Source organism: Paucilactobacillus nenjiangensis (assembly GCF_005405445.1).
GTDB lineage: Bacteria > Bacillota > Bacilli > Lactobacillales > Lactobacillaceae > Paucilactobacillus > Paucilactobacillus nenjiangensis.
Genome location: NZ_BJEB01000002.1, coordinates 1 through 12442, shown reverse-complemented (window position 1 = coordinate 12442; position 12442 = coordinate 1). Strand labels below are relative to the sequence as shown.

General features: G+C 38.0%; 14 protein-coding genes. 9 read left to right on the top strand and 5 right to left on the bottom strand.

The genetic code is table 11. The features are described 5' to 3' along the window. Nucleotides 1-16: 16 nt before the first annotated feature. Nucleotides 17-1144, top strand: coding sequence for a glycerate kinase family protein (locus tag FFM59_RS00500; RefSeq protein ID WP_170175886.1), 1128 nt, complete (start codon nucleotides 17-19; stop codon nucleotides 1142-1144). Nucleotides 1145-1192: 48 nt separating this feature from the next. Here FFM59_RS00500 and FFM59_RS00495 read toward each other — a convergent pair whose 3' ends face one another. The 5 genes from FFM59_RS00495 to FFM59_RS00475 all read right to left on the bottom strand — a co-directional run bounded on the left by FFM59_RS00495 (nucleotide 1193) and on the right by FFM59_RS00475 (nucleotide 5081). Continuing rightward, complete coding sequence (locus FFM59_RS00495; RefSeq protein WP_137601104.1) at nucleotides 1193-1627, bottom strand: type II toxin-antitoxin system HicB family antitoxin; 435 nt, start codon at nucleotides 1625-1627, stop codon at nucleotides 1193-1195. A 20-nt stretch (nucleotides 1628-1647) separates the two neighbouring features. Further along, nucleotides 1648-1833 carry a type II toxin-antitoxin system HicA family toxin gene (locus FFM59_RS00490; protein WP_137601103.1) on the bottom strand — a complete coding sequence of 62 codons (186 nt, stop codon included), beginning with the start codon at nucleotides 1831-1833 and terminating at the stop codon, nucleotides 1648-1650. Between the two features lie 169 nt (nucleotides 1834-2002). Then, nucleotides 2003-2452: a type II toxin-antitoxin system HicB family antitoxin gene (locus FFM59_RS00485; RefSeq protein WP_137601102.1), complete on the bottom strand. Its 450-nt coding sequence runs from the start codon at nucleotides 2450-2452 to the stop codon at nucleotides 2003-2005. A 152-nt stretch (nucleotides 2453-2604) separates the two neighbouring features. Next, nucleotides 2605-2922: a MazG nucleotide pyrophosphohydrolase domain-containing protein gene (locus FFM59_RS00480; RefSeq protein ID WP_137601101.1), complete on the bottom strand. Its 318-nt coding sequence runs from the start codon at nucleotides 2920-2922 to the stop codon at nucleotides 2605-2607. Nucleotides 2923-3008: 86 nt separating this feature from the next. Further along, a complete protein-coding gene (locus FFM59_RS00475) occupies nucleotides 3009-5081 on the bottom strand; it encodes a BglG family transcription antiterminator (protein WP_137601100.1) in 2073 nt (690 codons plus the stop codon). A gap of 155 nt (nucleotides 5082-5236) precedes the next feature. Between FFM59_RS00475 and FFM59_RS00470 the strand changes: the two genes are divergently transcribed. The 8 genes from FFM59_RS00470 to FFM59_RS00435 all read left to right on the top strand — a co-directional run bounded on the left by FFM59_RS00470 (nucleotide 5237) and on the right by FFM59_RS00435 (nucleotide 12345). Next, complete coding sequence (locus tag FFM59_RS00470; protein WP_137601099.1) at nucleotides 5237-5692, top strand: PTS sugar transporter subunit IIA; 456 nt, start codon at nucleotides 5237-5239, stop codon at nucleotides 5690-5692. An 11-nt stretch (nucleotides 5693-5703) separates the two neighbouring features. After that, nucleotides 5704-6786 carry a PTS fructose transporter subunit EIIC gene (locus tag FFM59_RS00465; protein ID WP_137601098.1) on the top strand — a complete coding sequence of 361 codons (1083 nt, stop codon included), beginning with the start codon at nucleotides 5704-5706 and terminating at the stop codon, nucleotides 6784-6786. Between the two features lie 19 nt (nucleotides 6787-6805). Then, a complete protein-coding gene (locus tag FFM59_RS00460) occupies nucleotides 6806-7108 on the top strand; it encodes a PTS fructose transporter subunit IIB (protein WP_137601149.1) in 303 nt (100 codons plus the stop codon). Between the two features lie 30 nt (nucleotides 7109-7138). Beyond that, nucleotides 7139-8416 (top strand): class II D-tagatose-bisphosphate aldolase non-catalytic subunit, encoded by a 1278-nt coding sequence (locus tag FFM59_RS00455; protein WP_137601097.1) that lies wholly within the window; start codon nucleotides 7139-7141, stop codon nucleotides 8414-8416. Nucleotides 8417-8440: 24 nt separating this feature from the next. Beyond that, entirely contained in the window at nucleotides 8441-8686 is a 246-nt protein-coding gene (locus tag FFM59_RS00450) for a hypothetical protein (RefSeq protein ID WP_137601096.1), read from the top strand. Between the two features lie 39 nt (nucleotides 8687-8725). Continuing rightward, entirely contained in the window at nucleotides 8726-9160 is a 435-nt protein-coding gene (locus tag FFM59_RS00445; protein ID WP_137601095.1) for a PTS sugar transporter subunit IIA, read from the top strand. A 384-nt stretch (nucleotides 9161-9544) separates the two neighbouring features. Beyond that, complete coding sequence (locus FFM59_RS00440) at nucleotides 9545-10123, top strand: sugar O-acetyltransferase (RefSeq protein ID WP_137601094.1); 579 nt, start codon at nucleotides 9545-9547, stop codon at nucleotides 10121-10123. A gap of 635 nt (nucleotides 10124-10758) precedes the next feature. Continuing rightward, nucleotides 10759-12345: a BCCT family transporter gene (locus FFM59_RS00435; RefSeq protein WP_225420259.1), complete on the top strand. Its 1587-nt coding sequence runs from the start codon at nucleotides 10759-10761 to the stop codon at nucleotides 12343-12345. The last annotated feature ends 97 nt before the right edge of the window (nucleotides 12346-12442 follow it).

Genomic DNA, 12442 nt, shown 5'->3' with positions numbered 1-12442 from the left:
GGAAAAGAGATTACACATGACAAAAATAATTATCGCCGTGGATTCATTTAAGGGTAGTGGGACCTCGGAAGAAATTGCGAATTATATTGAAACTGGGTTGCAGCAAGGCAATTCACAGTTTGAGATTGAAAAAGTTGCGATTGCCGATGGTGGTGAGGGCACAGTTTCGGTGGTGACTGATGCGACTCACAGAGAAGTCTATTCCAAACCAGTCAAAAACCCGTTTGGCGAAGCAGTTGAAGCCCACTGGGGATTACTTGATCCTCAAACGGCGATTATTGAAGTGGCACAAGCAGATGGGATTACTTTGATTGACGGTCGACTGGACGTGATGCGAGCTAGTTCGTACGGTGTGGGCCAGCAAATGTTACAAGCCATTGATCAAGGTGCAAAGACGATTTATGTCGGCCTCGGTGGAAGTGCGTCAAATGATGCTGGACTGGGGATGTTGCAAGCGTTGGGTGCGCGGTTCTTAGATGAAAATGCGCATTTACTTGAAGGCGTTCCAACAAACTTAGATCAAATTAGTACAATTGATACGATTCAATTAGAACGCAACTTGGTGGGAGTTCAAATCATTGGTTTGTCTGATGTCACCAATCCGTTAACGGGCAAACAAGGTGCCAGTTATATTTTTGGACCACAAAAAGGTGCTAACGAACAACAAGTTGTTGAACTAGACGAAATGATTGAAAAATTTGCGGACCAAGTCGCACATGAAAATCATGCGAATGAAGCCGGTGCAGGTGCAGCAGGCGGGATTGGTTTTGCTCTCTTAGCTTTTTGCCATTCCAAAATTGAATCTGGCATTCAAACGGTGATGAAACTGATTGGCTTACCAGACAAGTTGTTAACGGCCGATGTGGTAATTACGGGTGAAGGCAAAATTGATGGACAATCATTGGGTGGTAAGGTACCGATTGGAGTGGCGCAGTTAGCTAAGCAACACCAGCTACCAGTGATTGCAATTACAGGCAGTGCAGGGGATGAATATCAAGGGGCGTACCAACATGGAATTGATTTAGTGATTCCAAGTGTGAGCCGGCCGATGACGGTCGAAACGGCTATCCAACAAACCCAAAAGTTAGTGACACAAGCTGGACGTAATGCAGCGCAGGTAATTGAATTGATTGAAAACAAATAAAGTGATGAACCTTCAAATGAGGGTTGCATCACTGTTTTTGACTGGAAATTATTTAGTTTTAATATTTTTAGCGAGAATAGCATCAGTTAGAGTTTGAGAAAAGTTGATATTTAATTTTTGCCCAATTTTTTCTGCCCATTGCGGAATCGTCAAGGTTTTCTTAATTGGATGATTTGCAGTGAGGTAGTTTGTTAAATCAACATTGACCATTGAGATAAATGAACGCGTTGGATCAAAATTTAAAGTTTGCTGAGGTGCATCGGTTTTCAAAGACAAATCGTTGATGTTTGAAGGGTTTGCAACTGGGCGTTCATTCGTAATATCATCAGCTAGCATGATTCCTAACCAATCGGAAGCCATTGACATGGCATCTGGGATATCAGTTCCTTGAGTGCCAGTACTTTTGATATCAGGAAAGTAGATATAATAATTAACCGGTTCATTTTCTAAAAAGTAAAATAAGGCTGGATAGCTGACTAACATATTAAGACTCCTTTCTAAATTTATATTATTAAGTTTGCTTCCTTAAAGATTGCATCTTGCGTAATTCTATTTAGTTCACCATGCGGAACAGTAATTGGTCTGTGGCCAGCTTTGCTCATTTTAATGTGAGAGCCTTTACCACCAATAACTTTGTTCCATCCGTGACGGTGTAACAACTTAACCATTTGCCGTTGAGTCATTGGCATTGTGGAGTTCTCCATATGCTGAAATTATAACACGTATAACACGTGTTAATCAATAAATACAATTGTACCTACATAAGTTAAGTACGAAATAATTTGGTTATTCAGCTTAAATTAATCTCAGAGAATTTAAAAAGTGCCTAATTCAAATTCGAATTAAGCACTTTAATATTTAACGGATTTCTTTTTCTAATATTGAATCAACTAGAGTTTCGCCGAGATCCAAATGTAAGCTGGTTGCACGTTCGTCAGCCCATTTAGGAATGGTCCCTTTTTTCTCGATTGGTTCATCCAGTTCTAAGTAGTCTGCTAAGTTAACGTTAACCATTGAAATAAATGATTCTTTGGGGATGTATTTGAGATTAAAATCAGGATCATTTTTGAATGGGTTGTTGTTAAAAAGGGACAATTGATTGATATCGGAGGGCTGTGGCAACGCTCCTCCGTTGGCGACATAATCAACTAAATTCATACCTAGCCAATCAGATGCCATGATCAACGCATCGTGGATATCATCTCCTTGAGTCGCGCTATTTTTAAAATCGGGGAAATGGATGAAATATTCTGCCGGTTCATCAATACCAATACTTGAATAGAACAGGGCTGGATAACTTGCTAACATTGTAGAACTACTTTCAATTAACAAAAGTTAACTATTCAACACATACATACTATCACGATTGCTGATTTAACAAAATTGAAAGGGGTTACTTTAATAAAAATAAAAGATATTACATTGTTCTCAAATTTGGTCTCATTATTTACTCAACATGCCTAGAGATTGAATCGCTTTTTTAATTTTCGTTCGCTAGCATCTAATAAATCTTGCGCATCAATGTCATATTTACTGGCTAATATTAGGACTTGATCAAGTGCATCGCCGAGTTCTTCGTGTAAATGATTTTGGCGATATTCGAGGGTATGTTTGGCTTCACCCGGATGATCTCGACCAATTTCCATATCGCGAATTGCTTGCGATACTTCACCAACTTCTTCGGTTAAAAAGTTGAGTCGAATAAATGGCGAGAGTTTGTACCAATCACGTTCTTTATAAAAATCAGTTAGCCACGCTTGGTGTTCAGAAATGTTCATAATTGTGCTCCTTTGTCGTGTCGTATAACAAAACTATAGCCAAGCAAATTGGGTTGGTCAAGTTACCAAAAATATATTGTCGATGGTCAATTTTTTAAACTTTCAATTAAAGAAGCAATTTCTGATTCACTGTCGGCCTTCATAAGGCATTGATATTTTTGCTCGTTTTGTAAGATTTCCAGCAGGCCACTTAATGCGCGTAAATGTTGTTTTTCTTCCTTCGGTGCTAAACAAATGATGACATTAATTTGATGTCCTTTTAAATCCGTTGGTTTACTTAACTTCAATAAGGACATACCTAATTTATAAACCTTGGATGATGGCTCTGAATGAGCTAGTAAAATTCCTTCTTTAGCAATCAAAACGTGTTCATCAGTCTGCAATTTTGAAATAATTTCCGTGATATAACTTTCATTAATAGAATGATTGTCGAGTAAAGGTACAAAGGCAGTTTGAATGGCAGCTTCCCAATTTAATGACTGATTAGTAATGGTAACATTTAATGGCAACAGCAGTTCTTTAATTGAGGGAATAAAATGATAATTTTTAGATTGAGAAATTGCACCTGGGTTAACTTGGCGGTTAAAATAATCGACTAACTTTTGATTTAAAGTCTTGGGGTTCTCAATCTTCATTTCATTGCCAATGATATCCATCACATCAACCGCTAAGGCGTTTGCGTCATGCATGGCGGTTAACCCAACTTGGTGTAATGCGTTGTCAATTAAGGCAAAATCTTTCTCCGTTGGAATGGAGTGCACGATAACAGTTTTTACCAGTGGTTCATCTTCAAGTTCCACGGTTGAAATAATCAACTTCGTGTTGACGATGCCACGTAATTGTTGAAATTCTTTAATACTGAGCACTTTGGAAAACTTAATTTGTGTGTATTTGCGTTTCAGGGTCTGTTTTAAAAAGTTAGACGGTCCGACACCACTGGAACAAATTAAAATCACATCAATGTTGGTCGTAAACGATTTGGTATTTTTTAAATAACTAGTTTGGCCACCAAAATAGGTGGTGATCAAGGCTAACTCGTCTTCTGGTAATTGCTGGTGGGCATACGCTTCAAATGGTTGAATTGCAAAACTGGTAAGATTCATGAGGTCCGCATAATCATTTTTAATTTCTTCCAAGTTGGGAGATTTATAAGGGATACCAAGGATTAACCTTTGGTAAGTAGAGAGTAAGTGCGCGGTTAATCCAATTTGTAATTGTTCAGAGCTAATACTGGTACCTGAAATTCGACTAAAACGGCTGATAATTTCGGGTACTAATCGTTCAACTGGTAAGCTACTGGTTGCTTGCCATTCGGGAATATTAGTCGTTTGTGCACTATAAATAATATTCTTAAAGTAATTAATTTCATTGTCCGAAACGGTATTTTTGTATTGTTGAATCAGCTTGATAAGCCAATCACTAAGAACTGAATCTAAAGAGTGGAGATCATTTGGGACTTGCTCAACCTCACAATCAGCATTTAGTCGAATCCGGTTCAAATTCCATGAAAGGAATTTTGCTAGGGCTTCAAACGAATTGTCACTGAAAATGACTTTGGAGATGGTTTGTAAGTTCGTCAGTTGCTCAACTAGGTAGCGGTAATCTGCACCATTCAACTCATTTAAAATGATTTGATTTTGTTTAGTGGTGATAATTTCATACACCCAAGCGCGCTTATTGATTTCAGCACCATTTATTTTTTTCCCGTATTTGACGTTATCCACCGAAAGAGAATACATGCCCAAATAGGATTTGACGTTCTGGAAATCATTGATGATGGTATTTTTGGAAACATTGAAAAATTCGGCCATTTTACTAAGTGTAATTTCGTGTTCACCTTGAATTAATTTCCAAATAATAATATCACGCCGTGTAGTTTTGTCTGAATATTCAATAGAAAAATTGTCATTATCCAAATCATCGTATTGATTTAAATCTTCTTTTGATAAAGGAGTTAAGTAGTATTTACTTTGTGTTAATCGTTGAACCGGGTCGATTTCTAGTTCATCTAACTGATTATTTAGATCTTTAATCCAATAAAAAACACTTCGTTTTGAAATGGAAAACTCATTGGCGATGTCATGTAGGTTGGCATATTCGTGAGAAACAAGATAGGTCGCTAGTAGGTTAATCCGTTTCTTTTGGCTAATATTAATCAAGATGAACCTCCTAATAAAATTGAAAACGTTTACATAATTATAACAACGATTATTGAAGAACACAATTTTTGCATTTTTCTAGTGCAATAATTTGTCTTGTTGCAATATTTTGCAAGCGCTATCATACGCAGTATAAATGAATAGGGGTGAACATCATGGAGGATTCCGCAAGACTTGTTGATATTGTGACCGCTTTTGATATCGAAGCAGAGTCGAAGAGCGAGGCAATTAATCAGGTCGTTAGTAAACTGTTTGAGACAGGAAAACTGACTAATCAGGAAAAGTTTCAACAAGACGTGTTTGATCGAGAGTCTGAATTGTCAACATACATTGGTTATGGCTTTGGGTTGCCACATGCACAAAGTGATGCGGTGCAAAAGGCAACCATTGGGATTGGAAAACTGACAAAACCAGTAACCTGGATTGATGATAAGCAAGTCGATTTTATCTTTTTAATTGCCGTACCAACAGGAGGAGAAGAAAAGTTGCATCTTAAGATTCTAGCAAACTTGGCACGGTTGCTAATGCATGATGATTTTCGACAAAAGTTGCGGACTTTACCAGAACAAAAAGTCTATAAGTTGTTAATTGATAATCAAAAAAAACTATAGGGGTGAATTAAATGGCTGCAAATGCAAAGAAAAAAGGTAATAGTTGGTGGGCACCGGCGCAAAAACACTTGATGACGGCGACAGGATACATGATTCCGTTTGTGGTAGCTGGGGGTATAATTTTTGCACTATCTGTGATGTTAAGTGGGCAACCATCACAACCTACCACTGGTTGGTTAGGAAAATTAAATTCAATTGGAGCTGCAGGGTTAGCACTTTTTATACCAGCGTTAGGTGGTTACTTAGCATTTAGTATGGCGGACCGACCTGGGCTTGCACCAGGATTCATTACAGCTTATCTGGCGGTACAGATTCATGCCGGATTTTTAGGCGGAATTCTGGGTGGTATCTTAGCTGGATACTCAGTTAATTTATTAAAGAAAATCAAACTTCCTGCTAATTTCAGAACTTTGAGTACCATCTTTATTTATCCATTAGGTGGGACATTGATTGCCGGTGGATTGATGGTCTTCGTATTAGGAGGACCAATTGCTGAAATCATGAAAGCATTAACTAGTTTCTTAAATGGCTTACACGGTGCTGCCAAAGCACCATTGGGAGCATTGTTAGGAGCCATGGTTGGGATTGACATGGGTGGCCCAATTAATAAGGTTGCATATACATTTGCTCAAACTCAAGTTGATACCTTGCCATTCTTAATGGGTGGTGTCGGCGCTGCCGGTGCTACTCCACCAATCGGACTGGGAATTGCAACTCTAATCTTCAGAAAAAAATTCAGTCCAGATGAAAAGAATTCAGGCATTGCGGCTTTAGTCATGGGAACGATGGGAATCACTGAAGGGGCAATTCCATTTGCCACTGCAGATCCAGTTCGGGTGATTCCAGCTAATACCATTGGTGCCGCAGTTGCATGTTTGTCCGGATTTATGTTTGGTTGTTTGAATCACGCACCGTGGGGAGGATTGATTGTTTTGCCAGTTGTAGAAAACCGATTAGGATATGTCGCTGCGGTATTGATTGGATCGTTAGTAGTGGCTGTAATTGTCGGAGTCACAAAAAAGAATTATGTCGCTGAAGAAGTCGAAGATAAAACAGATGACGAAGATATTGATTTTGACATTCAAAACTTTTAATTAATAGGAGATGAACATGATGAAAATTGTAGGAGTTACTTCTTGTCCAAGTGGGGTGGCACATACGTATATGGCTGCCGAAGCATTACAAAATGCAGGTGAAGAAAAAGGCTATGAAGTTCATATTGAAACACAAGGTGCCGGTGGAGCAGATAATACGTTAACGGTTGAACAAATTGCAGATGCCGATTATGTTGTTTTGACAAATGACACATCAATCCGTGGTATTCAACGTTTTAAAGGCAAAAAAGTGATTGAACTCAGTTCGACAGTAATCATTGAAAAATCAGGGGCATTGATGAACAAATTGGCAAAAATGTAACAAAATATCATTACTTTGGAGGAATTTAGAATGAATGTAAAAGTTCCAATTAAAGACGCAATTACCAGTATGCTGAGTTTGCAAGATGAGGGGCGTTATTCGACACTTGTCGGAATCGGGCCAATGTCACCTAACTTGTTAAGGGCTAGTTTTGAATTAGCACGTGATGATGATTTTCCACTAATGTTTATTGCCAGTCGAAACCAAGTCGATAATGATGAACTTGGTGGTGGTTATGTGAACGGCTGGAATCAAGCGAGGTTTGCGTCAGATATTAAAAAAATTGCTAATGAAGTTGAATTTGATGGTATTTATTATCTTTGTCGAGACCATGGCGGACCCTGGCAACGAGATAAAGAACGAAATGATCATTTATCACTTGAAGCAGCAATGAAAATTGCGAAACAGTCATATTTGGCAGATATTGAAGCTGGGTTTGATTTGCTGATGATTGATCCAACGAAGGATCCTTTCCAAATTGGTAAAGTAGTTAACTTAGACAATGTGATTGATTGGACTGTGGAACTAATTGAGTTTTGTGAAACTGAACGAAAGAAACGAAATTTACCGGAAATTGGTTATGAAGTCGGGACTGAAGAAACTAACGGTGGACTCACCACGACTGATAAGTATGAAAACTTCATCCAGCGATTAAAGGCCAAATTGGATGAACGCCAATTACCAATGCCAACGTTTATTGTAGGGCAGACCGGGACCTTGATTAGGGTCGGTGAACAAATCGGTAAATGGAACTATGAAAACTCGGTTGAACTATCAACAATGGCCAAAAAATACGGAGTCGGGTTGAAAGAACACAACGCTGATTATTTAGACGATGTAACGCTTTTAATGCAACCACTAGCGCATATTACGGCTGCCAATGTCGCACCACAGTATGGAACGGTGGAAACCCGAGCCTTACTACATCTGTATGAAGTTGAGCAACGACTGTTGAGTAATGGGTTAATTGAAGAATCATCAGAACTATATCGAGTATTGCTTTATAAAGCAGTGATGAATGGTCGTTGGAGCAAGTGGCTGCAAGGAGCGGATACGAACGTCACCACTGAACAGGCTTTGAAGCGGCCTGACTTATATGACATCATTTTAGATGTTGCGGGCCATTATGTTTACAACGAGCCAGAAGTGAAAGCGGAAATTCAAAAAATGTATCGGAATTTAAATGATCATCATATTGATGCCAATCGCTACGTTGTGGAACGAATTAAAGATCCAATTCGTCAGTACATTACGACTTTAAATTTAACGGGACTTACCACCGCAATTCAATTGAAAAATAATCATTAAATAGAAAAATGGAGGGCACTAATCATGCAAACAAATAATAGTAATAAGGGTAAGCAACATAAGGTTGTTAGAGGATCAATTATCGTATTTTGTGTTTTGTTTATTCTCTATCTAATTATTGGCTACTTTGGCTTAACAGAAGCGCAGAAAACTGCTGGGTTTATGTTTAGCTGGTATGGCATGTTTGCAGTGTCCCTTTATGTCATTGTCCGGTGTGTTTATCCAAAGGCCAGATTGATGAACCTGTTTAGAATCAATTGGTTTCATTAAATCAAACAATATTTTGTTTTGGAAGGTAGTGAATGAGGAGTGACTACAGAACAAATCATTAGTGAAGATAATATTTTGGTTAATCTACGGGCAAAGAATAAATTAGAGATTATTACGGCGTTGGTAGATTCGTTAGTTGCGTCGGGAAAGCTAATTGATAATGTGAGCACTTTGGAGGCAATTTGTGCTCGAGAAAATGAAGGGATTACTGGAATCGGAAATGGGATTGCCATTCCACATGGTCAAAGTGAAGAAGTCAACAGTCCATGTGTGGCAGTTGCCACGTTGGCCAACCCAATTGATTGGGGAAGTATCGACGAAAATCCAGTCGCAGTTGTTTTCTTATTTGTTGATCCTTTGGGTGGCAAATTAACTCAAGTCTCAGAAATCATGCACTTATTAGGAAATGATGAAAGCTTGAGACTACTGAAGGCAGCAAATTCTGTTGAAGATGTTTTGAATGCTTTGAAGTGAACAAAATAAATTAATCACGCAAAAAATGTTTCAATAGTTAATATCATTATTGAAACTTTTTTGATTTCTTAAATATCCAATAAAAATCAAAGAAAAGCTGTTTCAAAATGAATATTGTTTTCCACAATTTTTTCTGAAAGCAAAGATATTGTGATTGAAAGCGCAAAACAATTTGGTGATTTTAAAAATGGTAAATGAATAATGATTAAATAACCAAACTTGAATGAATATCCTTAAATAATTTATGGTTTAATTTGAAAAAAATAATATAAATTCTTATCAACCCTTACTATAACAGTCTAAATTAGGCCTAATTTCTCGGCATTTTGGCCGTTTTCGTAAACTAACTTTAACAAACAGACTAATAAGTGTTACCCTTATACCATGATGAAAACAGAAAGAGAAAAAATGTCAGATGGTGAACCGTACGAGCAGTTGGATCCGGAGTTAGTTGCACAACGAAAACTAATTCGGAAAAAACTGCGGACAATTAACCAGCTTGATGATAACGAACAACAAAACAAATTAATTAAAGAATTACTTGCCGATTCCGGTGAAGATTTTTGGGCCGAAACGGGAATTGAATTTGATTATGGATTTAATATTCATGTAGGAAATCACTTTTATGCTAATTACCATTTAACAATGTTAGACACATGTCCAATCACAATTGGTGATCATTGTTATATTGGTCCAGATGTTGGATTCTACACACCAGTACATCCATTGTCTGCCAAATTACGCGATGCAGATGTTGAACTAGGAAAACCAATCACGGTCGGTGATAGTGTTTGGATGGGTGGTCATGTGACCATTTTACCTGGTGTAACAATTGGTAGCCGAGTAGTAGTTGGTGCTGGTTCAGTAGTGACTAAATCATTTGGGGATGATGTCGTGATTGCTGGTAATCCAGCACGGATCATTCGTCATTTGGATGATAACGGGGATGTGAGTCCCGGTTAGTAATTAAAAGTAGATTGATTAACTTAAATATTAAATGTGTGATTAACAGTTAGTTGTTAACACACTCGCAATCGTATTTGTATAAGATAGCAAAGCTAAAAAGCACGCTGTGCAGATATCCCTAGTGGAGAAACTGTATCGGTGTGCTTTTTTGTGTGTATGTAAATATGAGAGTGTGAAAAGCATCGATAGCGACTGAGCACGTTTAATCTATCTAAGTTAATGAACCTATGAAATGTAAAATATCGAAACGTGTCCAAAAGTTTGATTGCTTCACTTAGTTACGATTAGTTTCAAACCTAAAAACGGCTTTTAACTAAGCTAGACTAATGCTCACAATCAATTCAACTTTTGTCGCACTCTCACGTAAACGTGCTTCCAGTCCCAGCCTTTTCACCTAACTCAAAATATTTTTAGACTCCAAGTACGAGTCCAAAACATATTTTATTGTTAGTGCTCAAAAGCTGACCACGACTGTTCGCACTCTTATTTTTGAACCGTGCCCCAATCCAAAACTTTTTTCAACTAAAGCAAAATGTGTTTGCTAGTTGGTTAAAGCTGCGCGTGGTTTGATGCACTCTAGTTATGGGAAAGAGGAATTTTTTATTTTAAAGAGTCAGAATATTGATAAGAAGATGTTCGTACCAACTGTGGCATTGTTTTTCTTGGTGTCAATCGGATTGTTGCTTGGTGGATCAGGTCTTAAAACGTCATTAAGTTCGGTGATGGACGTGATTACCGCACATCTAAGTTGGGCATATCTAAGTATTTATATCATCAATTTCGTGTTCTTTTTATACATTGCATTAAGTCATTTAGGGAAGATTAGACTTGGAAATGCAAATGAAAAGCCAATGTATAGTAACTTTAAATGGGGTAGCATGGTGTTTGCCACTGCCATTGATGCTAGTATTTTAATGCTTAGCATGGTTGATCCACTTCGCTACGTGCAACAACCTTTGTTTGGTGCTAAAGCGATGTCACCTGCCAATTATCAAAATGCTCACATGTTGGGCCAGTTCGACTGGGGCCCAATGGCGTGGATGATGTTTGCTTCATCTGCCGTGATTATCGCCTATGTGATGTACGTTAAAAATGTTAAAGTCATGTGTGTGAGTGACGTTATTCCGATGTTACAAGGGGACCAGACTTATAAGAAAGTACTACGTAAGGTTGTAGATTTTCTTGTCGTTATTGGAATTATGGGTGGTATTGGTTCATCTGTAGGGATGGAAATTCCAGTGCTTTCAAAAATTATTGCAACGTTAACCTCAGTACCAGATACGATTTTCTTGAAGTTAGCATTATTCTTAGTTTTGTTCACGTTATTCATATTAACAATGTTCAAAGGTATCAAAGGTGGGATTGACCGATTGAGTTCAGCCCACATCTGGACCGCAATTGGTTTTCTATTAATTGTCTTACTTGTTGGACCTACAATGTATATTCTTAAGTCTGAAGGTCACAGTTTAGTGCTTTTGGTTACTAAATTTATTACCATGAGTACCGGGACTGCTTCAGGATTGGGACATGCGACTGACCCAGTTAAATCAGAAACAGTATTCTATTGGGGCTGGTGGTTGACCTTCATGCCATTCATGGGCTTGTTTATCGCCCGAATTTCACGTGGACGGACAATTCGTCAGGTGATTTTGGGGATGCTGGCATATGGTGCGTTAGGTTGTATGAGTTTTTATGCCATCTTAGGTGGTTATTCACTTTATCTCCAACAAAGCGGGGCAGTGAACTTGATTCATACCTTGAATACGTATGGTCAAGCCGCTGCAATTGCGCAAGTGATTTCGACATTACCACTTAAGTATGTGATGTTAGTAATTTATGCCATTTCGTGTTTCATTTTCTTGGCAACGACGATTTCATCATCTGCTTACATTGTGTCATCATTTACCAGTACAAAGCTCAGACCATCTCAACAACCAAGTTTGGTTAACCGGATGGTATGGATGGTTATTTTCATGTTGTTCTCATTTGGGATTGTCTTTGTTGGTGGTTTCAAAACGATTCAGGCCATTTGTTCAATGGCCGGTTTTCCATTAATCTTTGTATCATTGTTATTAATTGTTTCGACGTGGCATTATCTATCCAGAGATGTCTCCGTTCAACGCAATTATGCTGACGATCCATTGATTAAGTTAAGTGAAAAAGTTAGAGCACATTACAAACGTAGAGCACGTGTTATTCACGATGCAATTCATAATTAAATAAAAGTTAATTAATCCTATGGTCCCCTGTCAATAAAATAGACAATTTAAATAGAGACTTTTTTGTCCTATGCCACGACTAAATTTTGAATTTGAG

What these genes read in the sequence shown, in the direction of transcription:
- FFM59_RS00500 (WP_170175886.1), top strand. Translation starts at nt 17, where the DNA reads ATGACAAAAATAATTATCGCCGTGGATTCATTTAAGGGTAGTGGGACC.
- FFM59_RS00495 (WP_137601104.1), bottom strand. Translation starts at nt 1,627, where the DNA reads ATGTTAGTCAGCTATCCAGCCTTATTTTACTTTTTAGAAAATGAACCG.
- FFM59_RS00490 (WP_137601103.1), bottom strand. Translation starts at nt 1,833, where the DNA reads ATGCCAATGACTCAACGGCAAATGGTTAAGTTGTTACACCGTCACGGA.
- FFM59_RS00485 (WP_137601102.1), bottom strand. Translation starts at nt 2,452, where the DNA reads ATGTTAGCAAGTTATCCAGCCCTGTTCTATTCAAGTATTGGTATTGAT.
- FFM59_RS00480 (WP_137601101.1), bottom strand. Translation starts at nt 2,922, where the DNA reads ATGAACATTTCTGAACACCAAGCGTGGCTAACTGATTTTTATAAAGAA.
- FFM59_RS00470 (WP_137601099.1), top strand. Translation starts at nt 5,237, where the DNA reads ATGGAGGATTCCGCAAGACTTGTTGATATTGTGACCGCTTTTGATATC.
- FFM59_RS00465 (WP_137601098.1), top strand. Translation starts at nt 5,704, where the DNA reads ATGGCTGCAAATGCAAAGAAAAAAGGTAATAGTTGGTGGGCACCGGCG.
- FFM59_RS00460 (WP_137601149.1), top strand. Translation starts at nt 6,806, where the DNA reads ATGAAAATTGTAGGAGTTACTTCTTGTCCAAGTGGGGTGGCACATACG.
- FFM59_RS00455 (WP_137601097.1), top strand. Translation starts at nt 7,139, where the DNA reads ATGAATGTAAAAGTTCCAATTAAAGACGCAATTACCAGTATGCTGAGT.
- FFM59_RS00450 (WP_137601096.1), top strand. Translation starts at nt 8,441, where the DNA reads ATGCAAACAAATAATAGTAATAAGGGTAAGCAACATAAGGTTGTTAGA.
- FFM59_RS00440 (WP_137601094.1), top strand. Translation starts at nt 9,545, where the DNA reads ATGATGAAAACAGAAAGAGAAAAAATGTCAGATGGTGAACCGTACGAG.
- FFM59_RS00435 (WP_225420259.1), top strand. Translation starts at nt 10,759, where the DNA reads ATGTTCGTACCAACTGTGGCATTGTTTTTCTTGGTGTCAATCGGATTG.